Source organism: Streptomyces sp. NPDC027663 (assembly GCF_055566415.1).
Genome location: NZ_JBVHSK010000008.1, coordinates 322903 through 349792, shown reverse-complemented (window position 1 = coordinate 349792; position 26890 = coordinate 322903). Strand labels below are relative to the sequence as shown.

At 69.7% G+C, this 26890-nt stretch carries 22 protein-coding genes, 1 tRNA gene and 2 pseudogenes; 8 read left to right on the top strand and 17 right to left on the bottom strand.

Features of this window, described 5'->3' with window-relative positions; genetic code table 11:
• Window positions 1-160: 160 nt before the first annotated feature.
• Window positions 161-496, bottom strand: coding sequence for a hypothetical protein (locus tag ACZ4SF_RS23325; RefSeq protein ID WP_468387577.1), 336 nt, complete (start codon window positions 494-496; stop codon window positions 161-163).
• Window positions 497-789: 293 nt separating this feature from the next.
• On the opposite strand from ACZ4SF_RS23325, the gene ACZ4SF_RS23320 reads away from it, so the two are divergent.
• Window positions 790-1800, top strand: a complete 1011-nt coding sequence (locus ACZ4SF_RS23320; protein ID WP_468387575.1) for a helix-turn-helix transcriptional regulator — start codon at window positions 790-792, stop codon at window positions 1798-1800.
• 87 nt (window positions 1801-1887) lie between these two features.
• Here the strand turns inward: ACZ4SF_RS23320 and ACZ4SF_RS23315 are convergent, their stop codons facing one another.
• Window positions 1888-2922, bottom strand: coding sequence for a helix-turn-helix transcriptional regulator (locus ACZ4SF_RS23315; RefSeq protein WP_468387573.1), 1035 nt, complete (start codon window positions 2920-2922; stop codon window positions 1888-1890).
• A gap of 295 nt (window positions 2923-3217) precedes the next feature.
• Window positions 3218-4324, bottom strand: coding sequence for a sugar ABC transporter substrate-binding protein (locus ACZ4SF_RS23310; RefSeq protein ID WP_468387571.1), 1107 nt, complete (start codon window positions 4322-4324; stop codon window positions 3218-3220).
• Between the two features lie 293 nt (window positions 4325-4617).
• Between ACZ4SF_RS23310 and ACZ4SF_RS23305 the strand changes: the two genes are divergently transcribed.
• Window positions 4618-6324, top strand: coding sequence for a fibronectin type III domain-containing protein (locus ACZ4SF_RS23305; RefSeq protein WP_468387569.1), 1707 nt, complete (start codon window positions 4618-4620; stop codon window positions 6322-6324).
• A gap of 60 nt (window positions 6325-6384) precedes the next feature.
• On the opposite strand, the gene ACZ4SF_RS23300 is transcribed toward ACZ4SF_RS23305, so the two are convergent.
• The 5 genes from ACZ4SF_RS23300 to ACZ4SF_RS23280 all read right to left on the bottom strand — a co-directional run bounded on the left by ACZ4SF_RS23300 (window position 6385) and on the right by ACZ4SF_RS23280 (window position 11675).
• Entirely contained in the window at window positions 6385-6837 is a 453-nt protein-coding gene (locus ACZ4SF_RS23300) for a heat shock protein transcriptional repressor HspR (RefSeq protein ID WP_468387567.1), read from the bottom strand.
• A 5-nt stretch (window positions 6838-6842) separates the two neighbouring features.
• Entirely contained in the window at window positions 6843-8009 is a 1167-nt protein-coding gene (dnaJ, locus tag ACZ4SF_RS23295) for a molecular chaperone DnaJ (RefSeq protein ID WP_468387565.1), read from the bottom strand.
• Window positions 8010-8060: 51 nt separating this feature from the next.
• On the bottom strand, window positions 8061-8714 hold the full coding sequence (gene grpE / locus ACZ4SF_RS23290; protein ID WP_468387563.1) for a nucleotide exchange factor GrpE: 654 nt from the start codon (window positions 8712-8714) through the stop codon (window positions 8061-8063).
• Entirely contained in the window at window positions 8711-10555 is a 1845-nt protein-coding gene (dnaK, locus tag ACZ4SF_RS23285; RefSeq protein ID WP_468387561.1) for a molecular chaperone DnaK, read from the bottom strand. The genes grpE and dnaK overlap by 4 nt, the downstream gene beginning before the upstream one ends.
• A gap of 94 nt (window positions 10556-10649) precedes the next feature.
• Complete coding sequence (locus tag ACZ4SF_RS23280; protein WP_468387559.1) at window positions 10650-11675, bottom strand: MraY family glycosyltransferase; 1026 nt, start codon at window positions 11673-11675, stop codon at window positions 10650-10652.
• Between the two features lie 223 nt (window positions 11676-11898).
• Here ACZ4SF_RS23280 and ACZ4SF_RS23275 point away from each other — a divergent pair, with 223 nt between their 5' ends.
• Window positions 11899-14181 (top strand): (Fe-S)-binding protein, encoded by a 2283-nt coding sequence (locus tag ACZ4SF_RS23275; RefSeq protein WP_468387557.1) that lies wholly within the window; start codon window positions 11899-11901, stop codon window positions 14179-14181.
• 312 nt (window positions 14182-14493) lie between these two features.
• On the opposite strand, the gene ACZ4SF_RS23270 is transcribed toward ACZ4SF_RS23275, so the two are convergent.
• Complete coding sequence (locus ACZ4SF_RS23270) at window positions 14494-14820, bottom strand: antibiotic biosynthesis monooxygenase family protein (protein WP_468387555.1); 327 nt, start codon at window positions 14818-14820, stop codon at window positions 14494-14496.
• 272 nt (window positions 14821-15092) lie between these two features.
• On the opposite strand from ACZ4SF_RS23270, the gene ACZ4SF_RS23265 reads away from it, so the two are divergent.
• The 3 genes from ACZ4SF_RS23265 to ACZ4SF_RS23255 all read left to right on the top strand — a co-directional run bounded on the left by ACZ4SF_RS23265 (window position 15093) and on the right by ACZ4SF_RS23255 (window position 19281).
• Window positions 15093-16574, top strand: coding sequence for an FG-GAP-like repeat-containing protein (locus tag ACZ4SF_RS23265; RefSeq protein ID WP_468387553.1), 1482 nt, complete (start codon window positions 15093-15095; stop codon window positions 16572-16574).
• Window positions 16575-16696: 122 nt separating this feature from the next.
• Window positions 16697-18145, top strand: a complete 1449-nt coding sequence (locus tag ACZ4SF_RS23260; RefSeq protein WP_468387551.1) for an FG-GAP-like repeat-containing protein — start codon at window positions 16697-16699, stop codon at window positions 18143-18145.
• 74 nt (window positions 18146-18219) lie between these two features.
• The gene (locus tag ACZ4SF_RS23255; protein WP_468387549.1) at window positions 18220-19281 is read left to right on the top strand and encodes a Yip1 family protein; all 1062 of its coding nucleotides are present in this window, start codon (window positions 18220-18222) and stop codon (window positions 19279-19281) included.
• Between the two features lie 82 nt (window positions 19282-19363).
• On the opposite strand, the gene ACZ4SF_RS23250 is transcribed toward ACZ4SF_RS23255, so the two are convergent.
• The 3 genes from ACZ4SF_RS23250 to ACZ4SF_RS23240 all read right to left on the bottom strand — a co-directional run bounded on the left by ACZ4SF_RS23250 (window position 19364) and on the right by ACZ4SF_RS23240 (window position 20793).
• Complete coding sequence (locus ACZ4SF_RS23250) at window positions 19364-19861, bottom strand: phosphoribosyltransferase (RefSeq protein ID WP_468387547.1); 498 nt, start codon at window positions 19859-19861, stop codon at window positions 19364-19366.
• 13 nt (window positions 19862-19874) lie between these two features.
• The gene (gene dcd, locus ACZ4SF_RS23245; protein WP_468387545.1) at window positions 19875-20450 is read right to left on the bottom strand and encodes a dCTP deaminase; all 576 of its coding nucleotides are present in this window, start codon (window positions 20448-20450) and stop codon (window positions 19875-19877) included.
• A 181-nt stretch (window positions 20451-20631) separates the two neighbouring features.
• Window positions 20632-20793: a hypothetical protein gene (locus ACZ4SF_RS23240; protein ID WP_468387543.1), complete on the bottom strand. Its 162-nt coding sequence runs from the start codon at window positions 20791-20793 to the stop codon at window positions 20632-20634.
• A 285-nt stretch (window positions 20794-21078) separates the two neighbouring features.
• On the opposite strand from ACZ4SF_RS23240, the gene ACZ4SF_RS23235 reads away from it, so the two are divergent.
• A tRNA-Gly gene (locus ACZ4SF_RS23235) sits at window positions 21079-21152 on the top strand.
• 49 nt (window positions 21153-21201) lie between these two features.
• On the opposite strand, the pseudogene ACZ4SF_RS23230 reads toward ACZ4SF_RS23235, so the two are convergent.
• Together ACZ4SF_RS23230 and ACZ4SF_RS23225 are read right to left on the bottom strand one after the other, a co-directional pair.
• Window positions 21202-21469, bottom strand: a pseudogene (locus tag ACZ4SF_RS23230) (tyrosine-type recombinase/integrase); the annotation flags it as partial.
• 229 nt (window positions 21470-21698) lie between these two features.
• Complete coding sequence (locus tag ACZ4SF_RS23225) at window positions 21699-23657, bottom strand: sensor histidine kinase (RefSeq protein ID WP_468387541.1); 1959 nt, start codon at window positions 23655-23657, stop codon at window positions 21699-21701.
• A gap of 152 nt (window positions 23658-23809) precedes the next feature.
• Here ACZ4SF_RS23225 and ACZ4SF_RS23220 point away from each other — a divergent pair.
• A pseudogene (locus ACZ4SF_RS23220) lies at window positions 23810-23974 on the top strand (type II toxin-antitoxin system VapB family antitoxin); the annotation flags it as partial.
• Between the two features lie 229 nt (window positions 23975-24203).
• Here ACZ4SF_RS23220 and ACZ4SF_RS23215 read toward each other — a convergent pair.
• Genes ACZ4SF_RS23215 through ACZ4SF_RS23205 form a run of 3 tightly spaced genes read right to left on the bottom strand, consistent with a single transcriptional unit; the run spans window position 24204 to window position 26748 of the window.
• Window positions 24204-25082, bottom strand: coding sequence for a hypothetical protein (locus tag ACZ4SF_RS23215; RefSeq protein WP_468387539.1), 879 nt, complete (start codon window positions 25080-25082; stop codon window positions 24204-24206).
• On the bottom strand, window positions 25079-26398 hold the full coding sequence (locus ACZ4SF_RS23210) for a WXG100-like domain-containing protein (protein ID WP_468387537.1): 1320 nt from the start codon (window positions 26396-26398) through the stop codon (window positions 25079-25081). Before ACZ4SF_RS23210 ends, ACZ4SF_RS23215 begins: the two co-directional genes overlap by 4 nt.
• Window positions 26395-26748: a hypothetical protein gene (locus ACZ4SF_RS23205; protein WP_468387535.1), complete on the bottom strand. Its 354-nt coding sequence runs from the start codon at window positions 26746-26748 to the stop codon at window positions 26395-26397. The genes ACZ4SF_RS23210 and ACZ4SF_RS23205 overlap by 4 nt, the downstream gene beginning before the upstream one ends.
• Window positions 26749-26890 lie beyond the last annotated feature (142 nt).

The following is a 26890-nucleotide window of genomic DNA, read 5'->3' as shown; positions in this document are numbered from 1 at the left end:
TTGCTTTCTCCCCCCCCCCCCCCCCCCCCCCCCCCCCCCCCCCCCCCCCCCCCCCCCCCCCCCCCCCCCAACCCCCCCCCCCCCCCCCCCCCCCCCCCCCCCCCCCCCCCCCGCTGCGGGGGGAAGCACCTGAGCGATGTGTTACGACGGGGGAATCGCGTCAGGCACTGCGGGGGGTGGCCGAGATGGTCCTCAGGTCGGAATCCGTCGGCTCGCACAGCCGGTGGTCCCGCTGGTCCAGGTTCACAAAGATCATTCCGTACCGGATGGCACAGCGCACCGGCTGCGGCGCCCCGCGCGGCTTGCGCAGGCACCGGAACGCCCGTACGTCACCGTCCTCGTCCCGCGTGACGACGACCGGCTCACCGAACACGGTCACCATCAGCGAGTCACCGCTGTGGGGGATGGCGGTGACCAGGTCGATGAAGTGCCAGCCGGAGCGGTAGGCAGTGGCCATCTCGCGACGGAAGGAGCGGTCGTCAGGCGGGGTAGTCACGTCAGCTCCTCACGCCATCCTTGGGATGCACCGGCCAACTGGTATCGATGGCGGCCACGGTGGTCGCAGTCACCGCCGGCCAGCTGGTGTCCGCTCGAACGTCGCCGTTCCCACTCGCGCCCAGCGCTCCCGCGGCCGCGACAACGGAGAAGGCGGCGACAAGTATCGAGCGAAGCAGTCTCTTGCCCATAGTCGGCTTCGTCCTCACTTGAAGGTCCCCTCTTCCCCCGTCGGTACGACGATGGCTCATTCGGGCATGTCGTGGCCACATAATCAATGCATCATGTTCCTGCATGTTCAGGACCCTGGGGGGTGGAGATTTGGCAACGAATCGGACTAAAGCCGTACATCCCCATGCGGTGACCGAGATATGCGAGGAAGGCGCTCGGCTCTACGCCGACGCCCTGCGCGCCGGGCGCATCGCTCGCGTCGAGGTGGAACCCGCCCCCTGCCTGCTGGAGTTCGCCCTCTTGCACCCGGATCCGGACGATCCGGAATGGCTGCGTCCCGTTCCGGCGCCCGTGGCCCTCGCTCAGCGACTCAACCCCATAGAGCGGGAGATCACCGAGCGAAGGCGGTTGTCGATCCGGCTGGCCGACGTGTTCGAGCCGTTCATGGCGCTGAGCAGCCACATGACGGCAACCACCGACTCCATCACGGTATTGGAGGGCGGGGAGCGTATCAACGCGGCGCTGAACCTCGCCACGTCCCAGTGCCAGACCGAGGTGCTCACGGTCCAGCCGAGCGACCGCTACTCCGAGCGCAGCCTACTGCGGGGACTGGAACGCGACAGGCCCCTCATCGAGCGCGGCGTACGGATCCGGACCCTGTACCAGCACACGGCGCGGTACAACCCCGAGAAGCTGGCCTACGTGGCACAGCTCGCCAACGGCAAGGTGGAATACCGCACCATCGACGAACTGGTGGAGCGTCTCATCATCTGCGACGAGGCCGTTGCCTTCCTGCCCGTCCGGGACGACCAACAGGTCGCCCTGGAACTGCGTCACCCAGGTCTCGTCCGCTACCTGATCAAGGTGTTCGAGTTCATGTGGGGCCGAGCGGTCCCCCTGAGCGCCGGCGCCCCCTACGAGACCGCCCCGGACGGCATCACGGAGATCCAGCACTCCATCGCCAAACTCCTCGTGGAGGGCCACGTCGACGAGGCCATCGCGCGCCGCCTCGGCATGAACGTCCGCACCTGCCGGGCCCACATCGCCAAACTGGCCCAGGCCCTCGGCAGCGGCAGCCGCGCCCAGCTCGGCTACCTCATCGCCCAGTCGGGCATGCTGGACCGGGAGCAATGAAGCGATGGACGAGCCGTCAGCGGATACGTACCGGGCGATCCCGCACGGCCACCCCCGGCAGCGACAGCCGGGCGCGGCTCGGTCGTCTCATCGGGCGGTCGGGGATTCCGGATCGGGGCCGGTGAGTGCGGTGGGGCGGGGATGGCCGTCCAGGCCGGCCTGGGCGATGCGGACGCCCAGTTGGGTGCGGCTGGCTGCGCCCAGGGTCTCCGAGAGACGGGCGATGTGGGCACGGCAGGTGCGGACGCTGATGCCCAGGCGTTCGGCGATCACCGCGTCCTGATGGCCCTCGGCGAGCAGCGCGGCGATGGACTGCTCGCGGTACGAGATGCCCTCGATGCCGGTGTCGGGGAGGGGGGCGGTCAGGGGGATCGCCAGACGCCAGAGCCGTTCGAAGACCGTCACCAGGTACTCGACCAGCGCCGGGTGGCGCAGTTCCAGGGCCATCGTGCGGTCGGTGTTGGCGGGGATGAAGGCCACCGTGCGGTCGAAGAGGATGAGCCGGTCGATGACCTCGTCCAGGGTGCGGGCCTCCACCGTGTCGCCCATCAGCTCGAGGTAGTTGAGCAGGCCCTGGCCGTGCCGGGCCACGTGCGTGTAGAGATCGCGCATGCGCACGCCCCGGCCGCGCAGCGCGAGCGCCCGGTGCAGGCCCTCGGTGAGTTCCGCCTCACGCCGGATGCCGCCGGGCTGCACCGTGAGCACCTCGGTGGTGCACGCCTCGGTCGCCTCGTCCATCGCCGCCTGGATGCGGGAGAGCCCGTCCAGGACCCGGATGGCGCTGCCCTCGGCCGGTGCGGCCAGGGCGTTCAGCTGCCGGCCCAGGCCCGCGTACCACTCGAAGGCGGCCACCGCGGAGCCCACGCGCCGCTGACTCGCGCTGACCTCGTCGTAGACCCCGCGCAGCAGCCGGGTCATGACCTCCTGCGGTGAGGTCGGCACCAGCCAGTCCATGTCGTCGGGGTCCGGGTGCAGCAGGGCCAGCTCCAGCAGGCAGGGCACCGTGTCCGCGTCCGCGCGCGCCACCCGCCCCCGGCGTACGGCCCGGGAGTACACCCGATCGCCGGCTGCGCACAGCCGGTCGGCACCGTGAGGATGTTCCTCCGTCCCGTGCCCGGCCATCGCCCATTCCACCCCCGGTGTGCTGCCACTTCCGCAGCGCAACTATGCGCGGCGTCGACCGGGTCCGCAACACGGCTCCCCGCTCAAGGGCGGCCGGAAACCGCCGCTATGCCCGGGTTTTGGCGGCGCTCAGCCGTACGCATTGCAACAAGCTGAAGATGGTGGGACCGACGTCACTCCGGCATCGCGGAGGCCGCCTCCCCCCGGCGCCCCCGGCACCGGGAGCGGCCCCGGCCGGGGTTCCCCCCACCTTCCCGGGGCCGCGTCTGCACGCCGTGGGAGCGACGCGGCGGGCCTACTTCAGGCCGGCCGCCGCGCAGGCCGCCTTGTACTTGGCGGTGCAGATGTCCTCGGCGGTGTAGATACCGTCGGCGACGACCGTGTCCTTGACGGTGCCCTTGGTCAGCGCGGTCACCTGGACCAGCCGGGACGGGATGTCCTTGGCGGTGGGGCTGTCGACCTTGTCCTGGGTGAGGGCGTCGAACTGGATGTCCTTGCCCTGGATCTTGGTGACGGCCATCTGCGCGGCGGCCTCGGCCTCGTCCGGGTAGGACTTGTAGACACTCATGTACTGCTCGCCGGCGAGGACCCGCTGGACCGCGTCGAGTTCGGCGTCCTGGCCGGTGATCGGGGGCAGGGCGGTGACGCCCGCCGCCTTGAAGGCCTTGATGACGCCGCCGGCCATGCCGTCGTTGGCGGCGTAGACACCTGCGATGTTGTTCTTGCCGATCTTCGCGATCGCCTTGGCCATGTTGGCCTCGGCGTTCTCCGGCTTCCAGTCGGTGGTGTCGAAGGCGTCCGCGATCGTCACCTTGCCGTTCAGCTCGGAGAGCGCGCCCTCCTTGAACTGCTTGGCGTTCGGGTCGGTGAGCGAGCCGTTCATCATGACGATCTTGTCGGAGGTGTCGACGTCCGGCCCCATGGCCTCCAGCAGGGTGCGGCCCTGCACCTCCCCGACCAGCTCGTTGTCGAAGGAGATGTACGCGTCGATCGGACCCTCGGCCAGCCGGTCGTAGGCGATGACCGGGATGCCCGCGTCCTTGGCCTTCTTCACCTCGTCGGCGATGCCGTGCGCGTCGACCGCGTCGAGCAGGATGACGTCGACCTTGTTGTCGATCAGGTTCTGCATCTGCTCGGACTGCCGGGCGGCGCTCGCGTCGGCGTTGGCGTATTCGACCTTGCCCTGCTTCTTGGTGAGTTCGGCCACCTTGTCCCGGATGATGGGGAAGTCGAACTTGTCGTAGCGGGAGTTCGCCTTCTCGGGCAGCAGAAGGCCCACCGTGACGTCGTTGCCCTTCGTCGGGCTTGCGCTTGCGCCGTCCCCCGTCGCGTTCAGCACGCCACAGCCGGCGAGCGAGAGGGTCATCGTGGACGCGGCCACGGATATGGCGATACGACGCATTCGGGGGCTCACTTCAGGTGCGTTCCGGACGTGGGCGCTGCTATACGACCCAGGTGTCTGAAAAGACAACGCGGACGCCCCACCCGGCGTCAAGAAGAATCACTTAACGAGTCCGCAACACCACGCTCAGCTGCATCTGTGAAGGTCACGCGAAACCACCTTCAAATGCCCTTTACGGACCGTACATCCCAAGGGACTTCATGGGGCCGGCAAAGATCCGTACAACCAACTCGGTCCGTCCCGAGTCGGACCCACGGCTGCCCCGAGCCGCCCCCACTCGATCAGAGGAACGAATGAACCCAGCCAGACGTACGACCGCCACCGCTGTCGTACTCGCCGCCTCCGCCGCCCTGCCGAGCGTGGTCGCGACGCCCGCGTCCGCCGCCACGAGTTGCGCCTCGCCGGTCTACACCCGGCAGTTCTTCGCGAACACCACATTCTCGGGCACACCGAAGAAGACGGACTGCGACAGCGGCATCCACGAGCAGTGGGGCACCGGCGCGCCGGCCTCCGGCCTGCCGAAGGACAACTTCGGCGTCCGCTGGACCGTCACCCGCGACTTCGGCTCCGGCGGGCCCTTCGCCCTCGCGGCGAGTGCCCAGGACGGCATCCGGGTGTACCTCGACGGCACCCGCAAGGTCGACCTGTGGAAGAACGTCTCCCGCACGCAGTCGAAGACGGTCGACGTCACCGTCCCGTCCGGCAGGCACACCCTGCGCGTCGACTACGTCAACTGGACCGGCGGCGCCGACGTCTCCTTCGGCTACGCCCCGCGCACGGGCGCCGACGTCGACAAGGTCAAGCCCCTGGTGCCGGCCGGGGTGTCGGTGACGTACGACAAGGCGACCGGTCAGGCCAGGCTGGGCTGGACGAAGAACAAGGAGATGGACCTCGCCGGCTACCGCGTCTACCGGCGCCTGAAGGGCAAGCCGTTCGGCGCCGAGCCGCTCGCGACCCGCACGGTCACCTCGTACACCGACACCGCCCTGCCGCAGACCGGCGAGACGTACTACTACGAGGTCCGTGCCTTCGACCGGTCCGGCAACGAGTCGGCCGGTACGGCGGACCAGCCGGTCACCACCGTCGACCGGACCGCGCCCGCCGTGCCCGTCATCACCAAGGCGACCGGCGAAGTGACCGCCGAGGGCGGCACCGGCGGGCTCGAGGTCGCCTGGGACGGGGTCGCGGGCGCGGTGTCCTACCGCGTCTTCCGCGCCCCCACCGAGAACGGCACGTACACCCTGCTGGGCAGCACGGACAAACTCTCCTACCTGGACACCTCGGCCGCCGAGAGCGTCGTGTACCACTACCGGGTCTCGGCCGTCGACGCGGCCGGCAACGAGTCCGTCCGCTCCGCGCCGCAGCGGGGGAAGATCTGGGACAACGACCCGCCCGCGCTCGTCACCGGCCTGACGGCCACCCCGGCCGAGTACGGCTTCCACCTGGAATGGGACAAGAACCCGGCCACGGACCTGAAGTACTACACGGTCCACCGGGGCGAACTGGTCGGCGACGACGACGAGCAGGTCTGCTACGGCGTCTCGACGCAGTACGTCTCGCCCACGGAGACCTCCTACACCTACCTCGCGCGCCCGGAGGGCGAGGAGGTCTGCTTCTTCGTGGACGCCGTCGACGACGAGGGCAACTCGGCGATCCGGTGGAACGGCCCGGCCCCGGCCGTGATCGCGACCGAGCTGGACATGACCCCGAGCGTGACCACGCCCGAGGATTCACCGGTCCAGCTGAACGCGTCCGCCGGGGAGGACGGCGCGGGACCGGTCACGCTGGGCTGGAACGCGGTGCCCGGCGCCACCGGCTACCGGGTCTACCGCTGGAACCCTGGCACCAAGGCCTACGAGAAGCTGACGGACACGACCGGGACCTCCTACGAGGACACCGGCGCCCCGAAGGGCACCACTCACTTCTACTGGGTGACCGCCCTGCAGGCGGACGGCACGGAGTCCGCGGCGGGCGGCGACTGGGCCATCCTGGCGCCCTGACCGCACGAGGAAAGGGGCCGGCAGGATCGCTCCTGCCGGCCCCTTCCTCGTCATGGGGTGTCAGTCCGAGGACGGCTGCCGCTTCGGACGCCACACCACCAGCGCACTGGTCTGCTGGACCTCCTGGTACGGCACCAGGTCGCGCCGGTAGGAGGCGTGCACGGCGGCCTCGCGCTGCTGCATCGCCGCCGCCGCGCCGTCCAGGGCCGCCTCCAGCTCCACGACCCGGGACTGGAGCGCGGCGACCTGGTTCTCCAGTTCGATGATCCGCTTGATGCCGGCCAGGTTGATGCCCTCGTCCTGTGACAACTGCTGCACCTGGCGGAGCAGTTCGATGTCACGGGCCGAGTAGCGGCGGCCCCGGCCCGCGGTGCGGTCCGGGGAGACCAGGCCCAGGCGGTCGTACTGGCGCAGCGTCTGCGGGTGGAGTCCGGAGAGCTGGGCCGCCACCGAGATGACGTAGACCGGGGTCTCCTCGGTCAGTTCATACGGGTTGCGCCGACGGCCGTCCATCACTCTCAAGCTCCCTTCGCAGCCTCGAACAGCTCCGCCCGCGGGTCCTCGCCCGCGGTTGCCTCGCGATACGCCTCCAGTGCGTCACGAGCCTTCCCCGACAGGTCCTGCGGGACACTCACCTCGACGGTGACCAGCAGGTCGCCGCGGGTGCCGTCCTTGCGGACCGCGCCCTTGCCCCGCGCCCGCATGGTGCGGCCGTTCGGAGTGCCGGGCGGCAGTTTCAGGGTGACGGTGGGGCCGCCCAGGGTGGGCACGCGCACCTCTCCGCCGAGGGCCGCCTCGGCGAACGTCACCGGGACGGTGACGGTGAGGTTGTCGCCCTTGCGGCCGAACACCGGGTGCTCGCCGACGTGGACGACCACGTACAGGTCGCCTGCCGGGCCGCCCCGTTCGCCGGGCGCGCCCTTGCCGCGCAGCCGGATCCGCTGCCCGTCGGTCACCCCGGCCGGGATGCGGACCTGCATCGTGCGCGAGGACTTCGCGCGGCCGCTGCCCTTGCACTCCAGGCAGGGATGCTCGGCGATCAGACCACGGCCCTTGCAGTCGGGGCAGGGGTCGGTGAGCGAGAAGCCGCCGCCGGAGCCCCGCGCGACCTGTCCGGTGCCGACGCAGGTCGGGCACACGCGCGGTGTGCCGTTCTTGTCGCCGGTGCCCGAACAGGCCTTGCAGGGCGCCTGGGAGGACATCCTGAGGGGCACCGTGGCGCCCTCGATGGCCTCCGTGAAGCTCAGCGTGACCTCGGTGTCGATGTCCTGGCCGCGCCGCGGCTGGGTGCGGCTCGTCCCCGCGCCGCCGCGGTTGAACAGGCCGCCGAAGACGTCGCCGATCCCGCCGCCGAAGCCTCCGCCCTGGGCGTTGCCCCCGAAGAGGTCGCCCAGGTCGAAGTTGAAGGAGCCGCCGGCCGCGCCCGGCCCGGGGCGGAAGCCGCCGTTGCCGAACAGGGCGCGAGCCTCGTCGTACTCCTTGCGCTTCTTGGGGTCGCCGAGGATGTCGTTGGCCTCGGAGATCTCCTTGAAGCGCTCCTCGGCCTTGACGTTGCCCTTGTTGGCGTCCGGGTGGAACTCGCGGGCGAGCTTCCGGTACGCCTTCTTGATCTCGGCCTCGGTGGCGTCCTTGGGGACGCCGAGGACCTTGTAGTAGTCCTTCTCGATGAAGTCCTTGGTGCTCATCCTCGACGTACCCCCTTTCCCGGCCTTCCCGGTTCTCCCTCAGTGTTCACGTCAGCCCTCTTCCGGGCCACCGCTCTCCTTGTCGTCGGCCGCGGGAGCCTCTTCGGCGCCTTCCGCCTTGACCGTCTGCGCGCCGGGCTGCGGCTCGGCGACGGCCACCCGCGCGGGGCGGATGGTGCGCTCGCCGATGCGATACCCGGGCTGCAGGATCGCCACGCAGGTCGTCTCGGTGACGTCCGGCGCGTAGGAGTGCATCAGGGCCTCGTGGATCGTCGGGTCGAAGGGCTCGCCCTCCTTGCCGAACTGCTGCAGGCCCATCTTGGCCGCGACGGTCTCCAGCGACTCGGCCACCGACTTGAAGCCGCCGACCAGTTCGCCGTGTTCCCGCGCGCGGCCGATGTCGTCGAGCACGGGCAGGAGCTCGGTCAGGAGGTTCGCGATGGCGATCTCCCGGACCGCGACCCGGTCACGCTCGACGCGGCGGCGGTAGTTCTGGTACTCGGCCTGGAGGCGCTGGAGGTCCGCCGTGCGCTCGCCGAGCGCGGTGCGCACCTGGTCCAGCTGGGCCACCAGGCCCGCGTCTGCACTTCCGTCCCCGGCCGGGGCCGCCCCCTCCTCGGGGGCGGCCTTCGACTCGGCGTCTTCGGGGGTCACGCCGGAGGGGACGTCGGGCTTCTCCTCGAAGCCCGGGGTCTCCTCCGTCACGCGGCACCGTCCTTGCGCTCGTCGTCCACGATCTCGGCGTCGACGACATCGTCCTCGGCCTTGGCCTCACCGGCACCGGCGGACGCGCCGTCCGCGGCCTGCGCGCCCTGGGCGTCGGCGTACATGGCCTGGCCCAGCTTCTGCGAGACGGCCGCGACCTTCTCGGTGGCGGATCGGATCTCGCCGGTGTCCTCGCCCTTGAGGGCTTCCTTCAGCTCGGCGACGGCGCCCTCGACCTCGGTCTTGATCTCGCCGGGGACCTTGTCCTCGTTGTCCTTGAGGAACTTCTCGGTCTGGTAGACGAGCTGCTCGCCCTGGTTGCGGGTCTCGGCGGCCTCGCGGCGCTTGTGGTCCTCCTCCGCGTAGCGCTCGGCCTCCTCGCGCATGCGGTCGACCTCGTCCTTCGGGAGCGAGGAACCGCCGGTGACGGTCATCTTCTGCTCCTTGCCGGTGCCGAGGTCCTTCGCCGTGACGTGCATGATGCCGTTGGCGTCGATGTCGAAGGAGACCTCGATCTGCGGGACGCCACGCGGCGCCGGCGGCAGACCGGTCAGCTCGAACATGCCGAGCTTCTTGTTGTACGCGGCGATCTCGCGCTCGCCCTGGTAGACCTGGATCTGCACGGACGGCTGGTTGTCCTCGGCCGTCGTGAAGATCTCGGAGCGCTTGGTCGGGATCGTGGTGTTGCGCTCGATCAGCTTGGTCATGATGCCGCCCTTGGTCTCGATACCGAGGGACAGCGGGGTGACGTCGAGCAGCAGGACGTCCTTGACCTCGCCCTTGAGGACACCGGCCTGGAGCGAGGCGCCGATGGCGACGACCTCGTCCGGGTTCACGCCCTTGTTGGCCTCCTTGCCGCCGGTCAGCTCCTTGACGAGCTCGGCGACGGCGGGCATACGCGTGGAACCGCCGACCAGGACGACGTGGTCGATCTCGCCGAGCTGGATGCCGGCGTCCTTGATGACGTTGTGGAACGGCGTCTTGCAGCGCTCCAGCAGGTCCGCGGTCAGCTGCTGGAACTGAGCGCGGGTCAGCTTCTCGTCCAGGTGCAGCGGGCCCTCGGCGGACGCGGTGATGTACGGCAGGTTGATCGAGGTCTCGGTGGACGAGGACAGCTCGATCTTGGCCTTCTCGGCGGCCTCGCGCAGACGCTGCAGGGCCATCTTGTCCTTGGACAGGTCCACGCCGTGACCGGACTGGAACTGCTTGACCAGGTAGTCGACGACGCGCTGGTCCCAGTCGTCACCACCGAGGTGGTTGTCACCGTTGGTGGCCTTCACCTCGACGACACCGTCGCCGATCTCCAGGAGGGACACGTCGAAGGTGCCGCCACCGAGGTCGAAGACGAGGATCGTCTGGTCGTCCTTGTCGAGGCCGTAGGCGAGCGCCGCCGCGGTCGGCTCGTTGACGATGCGCAGGACGTTCAGACCGGCGATCTCGCCGGCCTCCTTCGTGGCCTGACGCTCGGAGTCGTTGAAGTAGGCCGGGACGGTGATGACCGCGTCCGTGACCTTCTCGCCCAGGTAGGACTCGGCGTCCCGCTTGAGCTTCTGCAGGATGAACGCGGAGATCTGCTGCGGGTTGAAGTCCTTGCCGTCGAGCTGGATCTTCCAGTCGGTGCCCATGTGGCGCTTCACCGAGCGGATGGTCCGGTCCACGTTCGTGACCGCCTGGCGCTTGGCGACCTCGCCGACGAGCACCTCGCCGTTCTTGGCGAAGGCGACGACGGACGGCGTGGTCCTGGCGCCCTCGGCGTTGGTGATGACGGTGGGCTCGCCGCCCTCCAGAACGCTGACGACGGAGTTAGTCGTGCCCAGGTCGATGCCGACCGCACGTGCCATGGTTGATTCCTCCAGCTGACTTGAGTGGAACAGGCTCAAGTGTGCATGAGCGGATCCTTCGGGTCAACAGACCTGAGTCAGACCGGCTCAACTCTTATCCGTTCCTTACACGCAACCGGCCGCTGACCTGCGTAGACGGCGGGCGCCGTGATTGCTGGACGGGCATTCGAAGGAGTACGAGTACGGCCACGGCGACAGCCACACCGCCGGCCACCCACAGCGCGGCCCCCTCCCCGGTCCAGCCGGAGTGCACCAGTACCCCCACGAGCACCGAGGAAAAGGCGCCGGCCCCGAGCAGGACGACCGACCCCTGCGGGGTCAGCCCCAGCCGGCGCAACCGGTGCGCGAGATGGTCGGGGCCCCGCCTGAGCAGCGGGCGCCGGGCCACCGAACGGGCGAGGACCACGAGGAGGGCGTCGGCCACGGCGACCGCGGCGAGGCAGAACACCACGGCCGCGCTCGGCCCCAGGTCGTACCCCGCGCGCGTGAAGACGACGGCGGAGGACAGCAGGAAGCCCGTGAAGAGCGAGCCGCAGGCGCCGAGCCCGATCCGCGCGGGGTGCCAGTTGTGCATCAGGAAGCCGGTGAGGGCGGCGGCGACCACGCTCAGCAGCACGGCGAGGCCGTCCATGACCTCGGCGGCGGCACAGACGCCCGCCCCGAACGCGGTGATCACCCCGACGGTCCCGGCGAGCCCGTCGGCGTGGTCCAGGCCCTTGAAGGCGAGGGTGGCCAGGACGATCCAGCCCACGGCCAGCAGCCCGCCCGGCACGCCCGTCTCGTCGTACGGCACCACCCAGGCCGCCGCCACGGCCGCGCCCGCGACGAGCACGCGCGCGCGAAGCCGCCACACGTCGGCCACCAGGCCCAGCGCGGCGACCCCGGCGGCGACCGCCAGCAGCCGCCCGACCCCGTCCCCGAGCGGGGCGACCCGGGTCCACTCCCCCGCCCAGGCGACGAGACAGGTGACGATCACGACGGCGAGGCCGCCGAGCAGCGGGAGCGGCCGCTGCCGGCGGGGGTCGAGGATCCCGGCCCTCAGAGCGGGCAGCCGGAGCGCCGCCGCGAGCACGGCGGTGAAGAGCAGGGCGGCGGTGGCGGCTGCGATCCCGTAGAGCACGGCTCTAAGGTAGGGGCGAAAGTATCAATTCGGTACGAATAACACGATCTGATTGCCTGTAGGCGGATGACGCAGGGTCCCCTCAGCGACCCAGATCACCCCGCGCCCGGCTGCATCCGGACGGAAGATGGGGGTACTCTCAGACGGACTACATAAGTTACCGCTTAGTAATGTCGATCAGCTCAGACAGCTCGTTCAGACCGAGGCCGCCTCAGGAGCCCCAATGCAACTCGCCGCGATCATCGTGTCGCTGGTCCTGATCGTGGTCGGCGTGGCACTGTTCGGCCGCGCCCTCCTGCAGATCTACAACTTCATGCGGCTGGGCCAGCCGGTGCCGGCCGGCACGCGGACCAACGATCCCACACAGCGCACCATCACCGTGGCCAAGGAGTTCCTCGGCCACACCCGGATGAACCGCTGGGGCGTCGTCGGCGTGGCGCACTGGTTCGTGGCGGTGGGCTTCTTCTCGCTGCTCCTGACGATCGTCAACGCCATCGGCCAGCTGTTCCAGGCGGACTGGCTCCTGCCGGTCATCGGCGAGTGGGCGCCGTACAACGTGTTCGTCGAGTTCCTCGGCACGATGACCGCGCTCGGCATCCTCGTCCTGATCGTCATCCGCCAGCTGAGCAAGCCGAACAAGCCGGGCCGCAAGTCCCGCTTCGCCGGCTCCAACTTCGGCCAGGCGTACTTCGTCGAGGCCGTCATCCTCATCGTCGGCGTCTGCATCTTCATGCTGCACGCCCTCGAAGGCGCCCAGCACCACGTGGACGGCTACGAGGCCTCGTTCTTCATCTCGTACCCGGTCGTCGCCTGGCTGCGGGACATGGACGTCTCCACGCTCCAGAACCTCACCTACTTCTTCGCCGGCCTGAAGATCGCGACCTCCTTCATCTGGATGATCACGGTCGCCCTGAAGACCGACATGGGTGTGGCGTGGCACCGCTTCCTGGCGTTCCCGAACATCTGGTTCAAGCGCAACGCCGACGGCGAGACCTCCCTGGGCGCCCTGCTCCCGATGACCTCCGGCGGCAAGCCGATCAACTTCGAGGACCCGGGCGAGGACGACGTCTTCGGCGTCTCCCAGGTCGAGCAGTTCTCCTGGAAGGGCCTGCTGGACTTCTCCACCTGCACCGAGTGCGGCCGCTGCCAGTCGCAGTGCCCCGCCTGGAACACCGGCAAGCCGCTCTCCCCGAAGCTGCTGATCATGTCCCTGCGGGACAACGCGCACGCCAAGGCGCCCTACCTGCTGGTCGGCGGCGGCAAGACCGTGGAGGGCGAGGAGAAGGCTTCCGAGGAGCAGCTCAAGGACGTCCCCGCCGCCGCCCTGGCCGAGGCCGAGCGCCCGCTGATCGGCACCGCCGAGGAGAACGGCGTCATCGACCCGGACGTCCTGTGGTCCTGCACCACCTGCGGCGCCTGCGTCGAGCAGTGCCCGGTGGACATCGAGCACGTCGACCACATCGTCGACATGCGCCGCTACCAGGTCATGATCGAGTCCGCGTTCCCGTCCGAGGCGGGCACGATGCTCAAGAACCTGGAGAAGAAGGGCAACCCCTGGGGCCTGGCGAAGAAGCAGCGCCTGGAGTGGACCAAGGAGGTCGACTTCGAGGTCCCGGTCGTCGGCAAGGACATCGAGGACCTCACCGAGGTCGAGTACCTGTACTGGGTCGGCTGCGCCGGCGCCCTCGAGGACCGCGCCAAGAAGACCACCAAGGCCTTCGCCGAGCTGCTGCACATCGCGGGCGTGAAGTTCGCGATCATGGGCGGCGACGAGAAGTGCACCGGTGACTCCGCCCGCCGCCTCGGCAACGAGCCCCTGTTCCAGGAGCTCGGCATGGAGAACGTCATGGCCCTGAACACGGCGTTCGGCGAGGAGCTGGACGACGACGGCAAGGTCACGGCGGAGTCGAGGAAGCCGAAGTCGGCGAAGAAGATCGTCGCCACCTGCCCGCACTGCCTCAACACCCTCGGCAACGAGTACCCGCAGCTCGGCGGCGACTACGAGGTCATCCACCACACCCAGCTGCTGCAGCACCTGGTGGACGAGGGCAAGCTGATCCCGGTCACGCCGGTCGAGGGCATCATCACCTACCACGACCCGTGCTACCTGGGCCGCCACAACAAGATCTACACGCCACCGCGCGAGATCATCGGCAAGGTCCCGGGCCTGCGCAACGAGGAGATGCACCGCCACAAGGAGCGCGGCTTCTGCTGCGGCGCCGGCGGCGCCCGGATGTGGATGGAAGAGCGCATCGGCAAGCGCATCAACAACGAGCGCGTCGACGAGGCCCTGTCCCTGAACCCGGACATCGTCTCCACCGCCTGCCCGTTCTGCCTGGTCATGCTCACGGACTCCGTGAACGGCAAGAAGAACGACGGCAAGGCCAAGGAGTCCATCCAGGTCGTGGACGTCGCCCAGCTGCTCCTCGACTCCGTCAGGACGCCGGTCGACCCGGCGGGCGAGCCGGAACCGGAGAACGAGCCGGAGCCGGAGCCGGTGAAGTAACGGCCCCCTCCCAGGACCGACGGCGCCCCCTGACCCGCACAGGCAGGGGGCGCCGTCGTATGTGCTCAGTCCACACCGGACGGTACGCGTGTGGCGTGGTGGGTCGGGGGGACACCACGGTTCTGTAAGCCGGCCGGGTCTGGCCGGGGTACTGCGCCGGAACGCCGCCGAGCGGCCCGCGCGGGACCGCTTCAGCCCGCGCGGGACCGCTCGGAAGCCAGGCGCCGTCGGTCCGCTCCTCGGCCGGGCGCCCGTGGGCTCCGCCTGCTGCACCACGGCCGGGCGCCGGCGGGCCCTGCCTGCGCAGTACGGCTAGGCGCCCTTGGGCCCCGCCTGCTGCACCACGTCGAAGGACCACAGCGTGGAACCGGAGGCGGCCGGCCGGGGCCGCTCGGCGCCCTCGCCGCCGCCCTGGTGCGCGGTCTTCATCGGGCCCTCCATCCACGCCTGGAAGGACTCCTCGTCCCGCCAGCGCGTGTACACGAGGTACTGGTCGGTGCCCTCGACGGGCCGCAGCAGCTCGAACCATTCGAAACCGTCGGAGTTCTCCACGGCGTGGGCTCGCGAGGCGAACCGCTTCTCCAGCGTCTCCCGCTGCTCGGCGGGAACGGTCAGCACGTTGATCTTCACTACGCTCATGGCACCATCCTGGCCCACCCGGGCGCGCACGGGCACGGACGCCATGCCTTCCCCTCCGGCACGGCCGTCTCGTTCGGAACCGTGCTCCCGGCAGTCACAGCGATCCCCTGCCGTTTCCGAACTCACGTACAACCCTCGCGCCCCACAGCGGGTCTCCTGATCGCCGGCCGCTCCGTGAACCGCGGGGGAACCCACGACGAACACGGGCGGTCCCGCACCCCACCGTCTGTGGATGCCCCGCCAGGCATCCCCCGCATGCCGCAGGAGACCGCATGCACACCCACCCGCGACTCGCCCTCGCGACGGCCGTTGCCGCCGCGCTGACGGGCGGTCTGCTCACGTTCGCCGCATCCCCCGCCACCGCCGCCGACTCCTCCAAGGTGACCGGGGCCGACTTCAACGGCGACGGCATCGGCGACATCGCCACCTCCGCCGCGACCGCCTACGTGAGCGGCCACAAGAGCGCCGGCCAGGTCGTCGTCCTGTACGGCACGGCCACCGGCGTCTCCTCCGCCGCACGCACCACCATCAGCCAGAACACCTCCGGCGTCCCCGGCACCGCCGAGGCCGGCGACGTGTTCGGCGGCGACCTGGCGTACGCCGACTTCAACGGTGACGGCTACGACGACCTCGCCGTCGGCGCCCCGAGCGAGAAGGTCGGCACCGACACCAACGGCGGCGGCATCGCCATCCTCTGGGGCTCCCCGAGCGGCCTGACCGGCAAGGGCATCGACGTGCCCGACCCGGCCGCCTCCTCCCACGACTTCTGGGGCAAGACCCTGGCCGCCGGCGACTTCGACGGCGACGGCAAGGCCGACCTGGCCGTCGGCACCTCCGCCGCCACCCTGTACCTGTACAAGGGCGGTTTCACCACCGCCGGCGGCTACGGCAGCCGGACCACCGTCAAGCCGCCGATCCAGTCGGGCACCAACGACTACCCGTACGGCCCGCTGAACCTCACCGCCGGTGACGTCAACGGCGACGGCCGCACCGACCTCGTCGTCGACGGCTACGAGACCCAGACGCAGTACGGCTGGAACACCAACTACTGGCTGCCCGGCACCACGAGCGGCCTCAGCGGCTCCACCGCCGAGGCACTCGCGCCCGGCATCATCACGGCCATCGGCGACATCGACGGCGACGGCTTCGGTGACATCGTCAGCGGCGCCGACTGGGACGCCAAGGACCCCGACGGCACCGTCAACCCGGGCGCGGCCGACGGCGGCAAGGTGAGCGTCACCTACGGCTCCGCCTCCGGCCCGGCCACCACCACCGGGATCACCCAGAACACCGGCAACGTGCCCGGCACCTCGGAGAAGGGCGATGCCTTCGGCTACGAGCTGGACCTCGGCGACGTCAACGGCGACGGCTACCAGGACCTCGTCGTCAGCAGCCCGCAGGAGAACATCGGCACCGTGTCCGACGCCGGCAGCGTGACCGTCCTGTACGGCTCCGCCTCCGGCGTGAACACCGCCTCCGGCGCCCAGGCCTTCTCCCAGAACACCGCGGGCGTCCCCGGCAGCGACGAGAAGTCCGACCTGTTCGGCACCGACGTCAAGCTCGACGACGTCACCGGCGACGGCAGGGCCGACCTGGTGATCGGCTCGTACGAGAACAGCGGCGACGGCGCCGTCACCTACCTGCCGTCCAACGGCACACAGATCACCACCACCGGTGCGCGCGCAGTCGGCGCCTCCGCCGTGGGCGTCTCCACCACCGGCACCCCGCAGTTCAGCGCCGTCATCGCCGACTGACACCGACCGACACCGACCGGCGCGAACCGGCGCGAACCGGCGTGAACCGCACTGGCAGCGTCTCCGGCCGGGCCCCCACCCCGGTGGGCCCGGCCCCACACCTCCCTCCCGAACGGACCGCAATGCGCAAGCGCACCCTGCTGCTCGCAGCGACCCTGACCACGTCCCTCACCGCGGGCGTGCTCGCCGCCCTGCCCGCCACCACGGCCGCCGCCGCCCCCTCCGGCCTGGCCGGCGACTTCAACGGCGACGGCTACCGCGACCTAGCGATCTCCGCCCCGATCGCCAAGGTCTCCGGAAAGAGCGGCGCCGGTTACGTGGCCGTCGTCTACGGCTCGAAGAGCGGCCTGGACACCGCCCACCGCCAGATCATCAGCCAGGCCACGGACGGCATCCCCGGCACCCCCGAGTCCTCGGACTACTTCGGCGACCGCGTCACCACCGGCGACCTGGACGGCGACGGCTACACCGACCTGGTCGTCGGCGTGCACGGCGAGCGGATCGGCTCCACCGACTCCTTCGGCACCCTGACCGTCGTCTGGGGCGGCCCGAGCGGGCTGAAGACGGCCACCGACATCTCCTCGCCGCTGCCGAAGTACCGCAACGAGCTGGGCTGGGCCCTCGCCGCCGGCGACTTCGACGGCGACGGCCACACCGACCTGGCCGCCGGCAACAACGCCTCGCCGTCCCTGAACATCTTCCGCGGCCCCTTCTCCCGCACCGGCAAGGCCGCCGCCCTCACCGGCGTCGACACCGTCGCGCAGACCACGATCTACCCGGACAAGCTGATCGCGGGCGAGGTCAACGGCGACGGGAAGACCGACCTGCTGGTCATGGGCCAGGAGGAGACCAGCGGCGGCGACTACCGCACCCGCAGCGTCCTCTACACCGGCTCGGCCACCGGCCCGAAGGCGGGCAAGAAGCTCGCCGGCGGCTACGAGGCGGTCATCGCGGACGTGAACAAGGACGGCTACGGCGACATCGTCACCGGCAACTTCATGGAGAAATCCGCGACCGAGCCGAACGGCGGCCCCGGCGGCGCGATCACCGTGACCTACGGTGCGTCCGGCGGCCTGAGCAGCCGTACCCCGGTCCGCATCACGCAGGACACGGCCGGCGTGCCCGGCACCGCGGTGAAGGGCGACGGCTTCGGCTGGAGCCTGTCGGCCGGTGACACCGACGGCGACGGCTACCCGGACATCGCCGTCGGCGCCGAGAACAAGTCCGTCGGCGGTGCGCGCAAGGCGGGCACCGTCACCGTGCTGCGCGGCTCGGCCTCCGGCCTGACCGGCTCCGGCGCCAAGTCCTTCTCCCAGGACACCGCGGGTGTCCCGGGCACGGCGGAGTCCCTCGACTTCTTCGGCTCGGCGGTCCGGCTCACGGACCTGAACGGCGACGGCCGCGCGGAACTCGTGGCGAGCGCCACCAACGAGAACACCGGCGACGGCGCCGTGTGGCTGCTCAAGTCCACCACGTCCGGCATCACGGCCACCGGCGCCAAGTCCTTCGGCGGCACGGCCCTGGGCGGTCCGGCGGGCGACTCCTACTTCGGCGACGTCCTGTCGGGCTGAGCCTGCGGGGCACCCTGAGGACCATGCGGAACCCCGAGAAACTCCGGGTGCCGCGCCTGACGGTCCCTTAGGGGATGTCACAGGTCAGCCGCAAAGCCGGGCCCGGAGCACCGGGCCCGGCACATGAGCCTGCCGGACCAGGTACGTTCGATGTCGTGGCTGGATTCAGGATCGGACGCGGGGGCCGGGACAACCGCACCCCCCAAGGACAGCAGGCGCCGCAGGGACCGTCGTACGGGCACGGACAGGGACCCGGTCGGCCCGGAGGGCCGTCGTACGGCCAGCCGCCGTACGGACGACCGGGCCCGTCGGGCCGCCCGTCGGGGCCCGCGCACGGCTACCCGTCGGCGCCACAGCCGCCGTACCCGCAGCAGGGACAGTCGTACGGATACCCGGGCCCGGCCGACGACGGACCGGAGTACTTCGGCGACGGCGGCTACCCGGGCCCCGGCGGACCCGGACACGGCGGACACGACCCCTATGCGGCCAACAACCCGGGCCACACGCAGGCCTTCTCGGTCGACGAGGCCGCCGGCTACACCCAGGGCGCGACCTACCACGCCGGAGCTGCCGCCGCGCCGGCCGCTCCGCTCGGCCCGCCCCTGCACTGGAAGGAACTGCTGAAGGGGATCATCCTCTCCCCCGACCGGACCTTCCTGCGCATGCGGGACTACACGATGTGGACCCCCGCCCTCGTCGTGACCTTCCTCTACGGCCTGCTCGCCGTCTTCGGCTTCGACGGCGCACGCCAGGACGTGATCACCGCGACGCTCTCCAACGCGGTGCCGATCGTGCTGGTGACGGCGGTCGTCATGGTGATCGGTCTGTTCATCCTGGGCGTGGTCACCCACACCCTGGCCCGCCAGCTCGGCGGCGACGGCGCGTGGCAGCCCACGGTGGGCCTGTCCATGCTGATCACGGCCCTCACCGACGCCCCCCGTCTGGTCGTCGCCATGTTCTTCGGCGGCGACGCCGGCTTCGTCCAGATCCTCGGCTGGGCCACCTGGATCGGCGCGGGCGCCCTGCTGACCCTGATGGTCTCCCGCTCCCACGACCTGCCCTGGCCGAAGGCACTGGGCGCGTCGGCGATCCAGCTGATCGCCCTGCTGTCGATCGTGAAACTGGGCACGTTCTAGCACCCGAACGAAAGGGCCCCTGGCGCGACAGCCGGGGCCCTTCGGCGTATCTGGACCAGTCCCGGGCGCAGCTGCCGCGGACCTAGGCGTCCAGCACCTGTCCGGCCCGCTGCACGACGGGCGGCTCGACACTCCACGGGAAGTTGATCCAGTCGTCGGTGCGCTTCCAGACGTACTCGCACTTCACGAGGGAGTGGGACTTCTCGTAGATCACCGCGGAGCGCACCTCGGCGACGGTGTCGAGGCAGAAGTCGCGCACCAGCTTCAGCGTCTTGCCGGTGTCGGCGACGTCGTCGGTGATCAGTACCTTCTTGTCGGAGAAGTCGATCACGTTCGGCACGGGCGCGAGCATGACCGGCATTTCCAGGGTGGTGCCCACACCGGTGTAGAACTCGACGTTCACCAGGTGGATGTTCTTGCAGTCCAGCGCGTAGGCGAGTCCGCCGGCGACGAAGACGCCACCGCGCGCGATGCTGAGCACGATGTCGGGTGCGTACCCGTCGTCGGCGATGGTCTGCGCCAGCTCACGGATGGCGGTCCCGAACCGCTCGTACGTCAGGTTCTCCCGCACGTCACTCATACCGCTGCTGCCCTCACACCTGGGTCCGATGGAAATTGACGTAGGACCGCGAGGCGGTCGGCCCGCGCTGCCCCTGGTACCGGGAGCCGTAGCGCTCACTGCCGTAGGGGAACTCGGCGGGCGAGGACAGGCGGAACATGCACAGCTGTCCGATCTTCATCCCCGGCCACAGCTTGATGGGGAGCGTGGCGAGGTTGGACAGCTCCAGGGTGACGTGTCCGCTGAAGCCGGGGTCGATGAACCCGGCGGTGGAGTGCGTGACGAGCCCGAGCCGGCCGAGGGAGGACTTCCCCTCCAGGCGCGAGGCGAGATCATCGGGAAGCGTGATCACTTCGTACGTGGAGGCGAGCACGAACTCCCCGGGATGCAGGATGAACGGCTCGTCGCCCTCCGGCTCCACCAGCCGCGTGAGATCGACCTGCTCGACGGACGGGTCGATGTGCGGGTACCGGTGGTTCTCGAACACCCGGAAGTACCGGTCCAGCCGTACGTCGATGCTCGACGGCTGCACCATGGATTCGTCGTAGGGATCGATCCGCACCCGCCCGGCGTCGATCTCGGCCCGGATGTCCTTGTCTGAGAGAAGCACGTAGCGAGGATACGCAAGGCGCGCGGAGCCTGGGCAATCGCAACCGGCTCCGCGCGCCTACTGTCACTTCTCGACTACGCCTGCTGTCACTTCCCGACTACAGCGGGTTCCGTCGCCGTCCGTGACCGCATCGTTCCTGCTACCGCTCCTACTGCTGCTGCTACTCCTACTGCTGCCCCTGCTAACGCTGCTTCTGCAAGGTCACCGGCACGGCGCTGCGCAGCCGGGCACAGCGCGGGCACCGCACGAGCCGGCCGGGGCCGAGCCGGCCGGCCTGCTGCATCGGGAACGTGGCGGTGCTGAAGACGTGACCATCCGTGCATCGGACGACGGTGCGTTCCATCAAGTCCCTCAAGTCCCTTCCCCAAGAGCCCCGTCCGGCGTTGCTGCCCGGACGGCAAAAGCCACATTACGGGATCAAAGGGACGACTCTCCAGGCGGCACTCCGGCCTCGCCGGACACCTCCCCCACCCCTCCACGGTACGCCCCAACTCCGGTCACCCGCAGCCGGATCCCACCCCTGAAACAGACTCAGGCTCCCGGGGTACGAGCACCAGGAGCCTGCGATGATGTAAAGTGAGCGAGCGTCCGGACATCGGATCCCTCGGGACCACACGTCCGTAGTTACGCGGGTGTAGTTTAATGGTAGAACATCAGCTTCCCAAGCTGAGAGCGCGAGTTCGATTCTCGTCACCCGCTCCACAACGAAGGCCCAGGTCAGAGACCCGGGCCTTTTGGCTGTCCGCGGTGATCACTCGCCGCTTGCCAGATTCATGCCAGATGTTCGATCACCGGGTTCGGCGGGCTCCGCTTCTGGCACGGCCGCAGCTTCCTGGCTTGCCTTGCGGACGATGGCTTCCAGTCCGGCTGCGACTTTCCTGCTGACGGTCGTCGTCGGAGTGCTGGTAGATCAACGCTGTCTTCTCCGAGGACTGGCCGGCGCGGACCCTCGTGTCCTTGAGGGCAGCCCCCGATCCGGTGGGCAAGGTGTGCCCGGTGTGGCGGAGGTAGTGCCGTCGATCGGCTGCCGAGTGCGCAGGTCGGTTTCCCGGGCCTGGGCCAGGCGCAGGGACACCGCGGTGCCCGCAGCCGGCAGTCCGGGACGCAGCGGTCGTGCCAGATGCGTGCCAGGTTGCGCGGGGAGCCTCGGGGAACACCGGGGTATCGCACGGCAGCTGAGAGCGCGACTTCGATTCTCGTCACCGGCTCCGTGGTTGCCCTCGCCGTCCCGGGGCCGCCGGTGTGCACTCACGTGGCTGCTGCGGTGGTCGAGACGTCCGGCTGTTGGACGAGCGTGGTGGGCAGGGCGACGTACGCCGTGATGCCCGACCCCTCTGTGGGGCGCAGCTCGACATGGGCGCCGAGGCGGGTCGCGAGCGCGCCGACAACATGGTGGCCGAGGAACCGGGTGGGCGCAGCGAGCAGGGAGCCGCCCTTGCCGGACAGCAGGGCGTTGGCCTGGGCCATCCGCTGCGCGGTCATCCCGATTCCCCGGTCGACCACGGCGAGGCAGTACTCGCCGCCGTCCCGCCAGCCGTACAGCGCGACGGGCTGCTGGGGCGGGCTGAACATGAGTGCGTTCTCCACCAACTCGGCGAGCAAGTGCGAGAGTTCGGCGACACAGTGGCCACGGACGCGGCATTGCTCGATGTCGGTGACGGCGACCCGCTGGTACTGCTCGACCTCGGAGACGGCCGACTGCACCACCTCGGTGACGGTGACCGTGCCGGGCCAGCGGCGAGCCGGGGGCTCCTTGCCGGCGAGGACGAGCAGGGACTCGGCGTTGCGGCGCATGCGCGTCGCCAGATGGTCGAGCTCGAAGAGCTCGGCGAGGGCGTCCGGGTCGAGCTCCTGGCTCTCCAGGGTGGTGATCAGCCCGAGCTGGCGGCTGAGGAGCGCCTGGTTGCGGCGGCCGAGACTGGCCAGGGACTCGGTGCTGTTGCGGCGCAGGACGGCCTGCTCGACGGCGAGGCCCACGGCGGCGCGCTCGACATTGCGCAGTGCGGCGGCCAGCCGGGTGACCTCCCGTGCACCGTTGGGAACTTCGGCCGCCTCGGGCTCCGAGGGCAAGGGGGTGTCGGGGTCGGCCTCCTGGATGTACTTGACCATGTCCGGCAGCCTGGTGCCCGCGACTGCGTCGGCCTCGTCGGCCAGGGCGCCCAGGGGGCGAGTGATGGAGCGGGCCGAGAACAGCGCGAGCGCGGATGCTACGGCGAGGATCAGCGCGCCCAGTGCCAGGAAGCCGACGAGTTCTCGCGTAGCCGCGTCGCCGACCTGGTCCGCTCGCGCCCGTACGTCGTCACCGACCTGTTTCTGCACGCCGTGCAGATCGTCGACGAGCGTCGTCATGTCGGCCCACCAGCGGCTGGGGTCGACGCCGAGGGACGAGCCGCCGGCGCCCGCCTCGGCCTTGGCTTCGTATCCGGTGACACGGCGGGCGGCAGCCGTCCCGAAGGCTTGGTCGAGGGAAGAGTTCTCGGTGCTGTCGGCAAGTTGGCGGAACTGGCCGAGGGCGGCGACCCGCGTGGCGCGGACATCGGTGAAGTCGAGGTACTCGCCGGAGCGGAACCGCTGTGCCACGAACACGCCGTTCAGGAAGCCGCGTTCCAGGGCTACGGCCTCCGTGGCACGCGCCAGGGCCTGCAGCGCCTGCACGCCTCGCGCGATACGGCGGTCGCCGTCAGGCGCGCCGGCCCCTTCGGCGTCGATCAGAGCGGTGACGGCCCCGGTGTAGAAGCGAAGTGTGGCAGTGCGGTCGGCCGTGCCGGTGTCGACGGCGGTACGGGTTGCGGTGAGGTCGACGAGCGGGAGCTGGGCCTGGCGTAAGGCGAAGGCTGCGGCCTCGGGCAGATCGCCGCTCTCCTTCGAGAGCGCCGCCCTCAAGGACGTACGCGCGGTGTCGGTGCGCGCCCGCTGCCTGCGGACATCATCCCGGTACTGCTCGGCGCCGCTCAACAGGCCGTTGGTGAGACCGCGTTCACGCTGGAGCTCACGGACGAGGTCCTGTTCCCGCAGCAGGATGCCGACCTGGGACTCCGTGGCCCGCGCGGCGGACCAGTCGTGGGCGCGGTCGGCTACGCCCAGCCCGGTCAGAGCGAGGAGCAGACAGGTGGGTACGGCAAGGACGATTGCCATGCGGCCACGGATGGAGCCCCAGCCGGGCATGCGGACGGACTGGTCGGGTCGGCGGATTCGGTTCCCCCTCATGCCCCGCGAGGCTAGAGGCGGCCCGGCAGGTGCCTCGTTTCCCTTTCGTAAGACATCGATTCACAGGTGCTCACCCGACGTACGCAGCAGCTGTGAGAGGCGTCACGGCGATGGATCGGTGGTGCTGCGGGCTCGGCCGCGTCTTGTAGTCGATGAGTCGAACCGTGATCGATCTCGACGATCAGCTGGTCGCTGACGTGGCCGAGGTCCTCGGGACCAGCACCAAGAAGGACACGGTGAACACCGCGCTGCGCGAAGTGCTGGGAAACCGGCGGCGCGCTCTGGCGCTCACCCGCCTGCGGGCGGCGGCGATCGAGGACCTGGGCCTGCTCTTCGGCCGGGTGCCGGTGGACGACCGCGCCCACGACCGCGCCTGGCAGTCCAGGAGATCCTCACCCGATGCGGACAACACCGCAGCGCCGGGCCCGTCGACCTCGTGGTTGAGCTCTCGGGCCCTGACCGCCGTTCTTTGAAGCCCGTGCCCACAGCGTGCCCGTACGAGCGGGCAACAACGGTCAACAGCGGCTCGTCCCACCCCGGACCGGCTTACCAGGGCAGGGGCTCCGGGCGGCGGTTCCACCACCATCCGTGTGCCGAGGCTGCGTCCTTCCCGGGAAGCAGCTCTTTGCCGAGCAGGCCATCCGTGTCGTCGACCGTCAGGTCTGCGAAGAGGGCGTCCAGCGGCTCAAGAGCGTTTTGCAGGAGGACAGTTACGTTTGGGGGGAGCTGGTTGCGCAGCTGCTCCAGCTTGTCGCGCGCTGAGAGGCGCTCGGCGTAGAGGTCGGACGGATACCAGCCGGAGGGCGCCCAGGCAGCTTCCATCTGGCGGACGAGTTTCTCCCAGGCGATCAAGGAACTCCTGGCCGTCCAGAACGGGGTTCCCGGGGTGTCGGTCTCCTCCGGGTGCATGCGGTGCAGGTGCGCGGCGAAGACGTCGCCGAGCGGGGTGACGATCTTGAGTTCGCGGACCACTTCGGGGATGCGCGCCACCGTGACGTGCGGGAGCCGGTCGATGGGTGCCTCCACCCTGTCGATCGTGTAGCGGGGTTCGTCGTCGTCGGTCTCGTACAGACGTGCCCGTGTGACGAGTCCGCTCTCCGTTGCCAGCCAGTACGCGCTCGGCGGCGCCTCCTCGGCGGGGAAGAGGACCAGGGCACCTGCCGCCCGGGCGAAGGCGGATGCCAGTTCTCGCTCGCTGGGGCGCGGCTGCACCGACTCATGGACATGGATGTCCAGAGACGTGGACACGTCACCCAGGACGGTCACCATCTCGCACAGCACCGGGGCGTCCCAGTTGCGCAGGTCCTGGTCTGTGTCCTCGTCGGCGACGTCCACCTCCTGGACGCCCACATGCAGGCACTTCGCGAGTGCGGCCGTGACGGCGTCGAGGGTCAGGGGCTCCACGGTGAGGAGGTTGTACGTCATGGTGAGTAGGTCCCGTTGTAAATGTCCAGGGCCTTCTGTACGGCCTCTGGGTTGTTTGTGAAGCGCGGATTCCGGGTCAGCTGCGGTGCTGCGCCGAGGTCGCCCTTGGCCTTGGCGATCTGCTGGAGGGCGGCGTATTCGTTCCGGTCGAGCTTGACGATGCCCGCGCCACTGTCGGGGTACACCGTGCCCGTGTCTTCGACGCCGTACGTGCGCCCGTTTACCTCGTAACGGCTGGTGGCGTCGTCCCAGGCGGCCCTGCCGGCCGCGATGTCGGCGATGTCCTGGTGGATGTCCTGCTCGTAACCGCGAAGAACGACACTGTTGGCCTCTCGGACATTGCGGCCACTATGGGCGGCCCCCGAGACGGTGTGCCGGGCGTTCGGGGGTCTGAGGGACTTGCCGGCTGCGGGTCCTTCAACGCCGCTCACCGCAGGCCATGGCCCCTTCCCCGCCCCGGTACCCCCTGCGTCGGAGCCGCTGATCCGCATCGCGTAGCCGTTGCCCGCCGCGAGGTCACCAGTGGCTCCGCCAAGCTCGCCCGGAACTCCGGCGACGGCCATGCGAGGCCCGGTGAGATTGATGTCGATGCTGTCGAAGAAGCTCGTCAAGCCTCCGGCACGGGCAGCCCGGTAGGTTGCACCCGCACCGCCGAAGCCACCGCCCAGGAGCGCGCCGTACACGCCGGCCTGGCGGGCCTCGTCAAGGCTGAGCCCACCCTTCTGCTCGCCCAGGGCGATGGACACGGGCTGGGTTACGGCGAGATCCACCGTGATGGATTCGACGCCGGCGAAGGCTGCCGTGGCCAGGGTGGTGCCCGCGATGGTGGCGATCTCCTCGGTCACTGCGATGCCCAGGCCGGCGGCCAGGTCCGCGACAGTGACCGCAGCCGCTGCTGCCGCACCTTCCGAGATGCCTGCGGTGAAGATGGCCAGGGCTGTGCCGGCGACGAGTGTGGCGCCGACGATCTCCAGCTCGTGTTCCAGCTTCTTCTTCGCGCTGTGTACGGCGTCCGCGTAGGCGTCCAGGGCCTTGGCCATGTCGCGGGCGGCGTCGGCCAGGTCCTTCAGCCAGCCGTGCCCGTCGTGGTAGTAGCGACGCCAGTACGGGTCGTCGAAGGCGGAGATGGCCTCGCCCTTGTTGTGCTCGATGATGGAGCGAGCTGCTTTGTCGGCGCCGGAGGTGACATCGTCGACGTCGTCGGCGAAGTTCCTCCACGCCTTCGCGGCGGCCCGCAACCCGTCTTCATCGGCGTCGGGCCACCACATGCCCGTCAGGTCCTGGACGACCTTGCGGGCCTTGTCCGCGACACTCACTTGCCATCGCCCTTGGTGTCGCGATCAACGTGGATCCGGCTGAACATGCCTCGGATCAGCTCTTCGTTGTCGACGTGCCCGTCAGCCATGTCGACCATGGCTTCGCGAATGCTGGCCAGGCCGTCAGCCAGGATCTGGGTCGACTGCTCGATCTGCTTCACGTGCGGGCCGTACGCCTTGTGGAACTTCTCGCCCTGCTCGTCGTCGCCCCATGGAGAGCCGGCCGCAGCCAGCCCGTGCTTCAGCTTCGTGAGCGCTCGCTCGAGGGCAACGCTCTGATGGTGAAAATGAGGTGCTGTCGCCTTGAGGTCGGCGATCTTGATGTCGAGTACCTCGCCGCTGTCACCCATGACTTGACGTCTCCCCCTCCGTTGACCACCCGGGTCTTCGACCTTAGTTAGCCGGCGCCCGTTCACGTCCGCGAGCTGCGCAAAGGCCGAGCAAAGGCCTGTTGGGGGGCCGTGAGCTTTGTCACTGGTCAAGAAGCCGAGA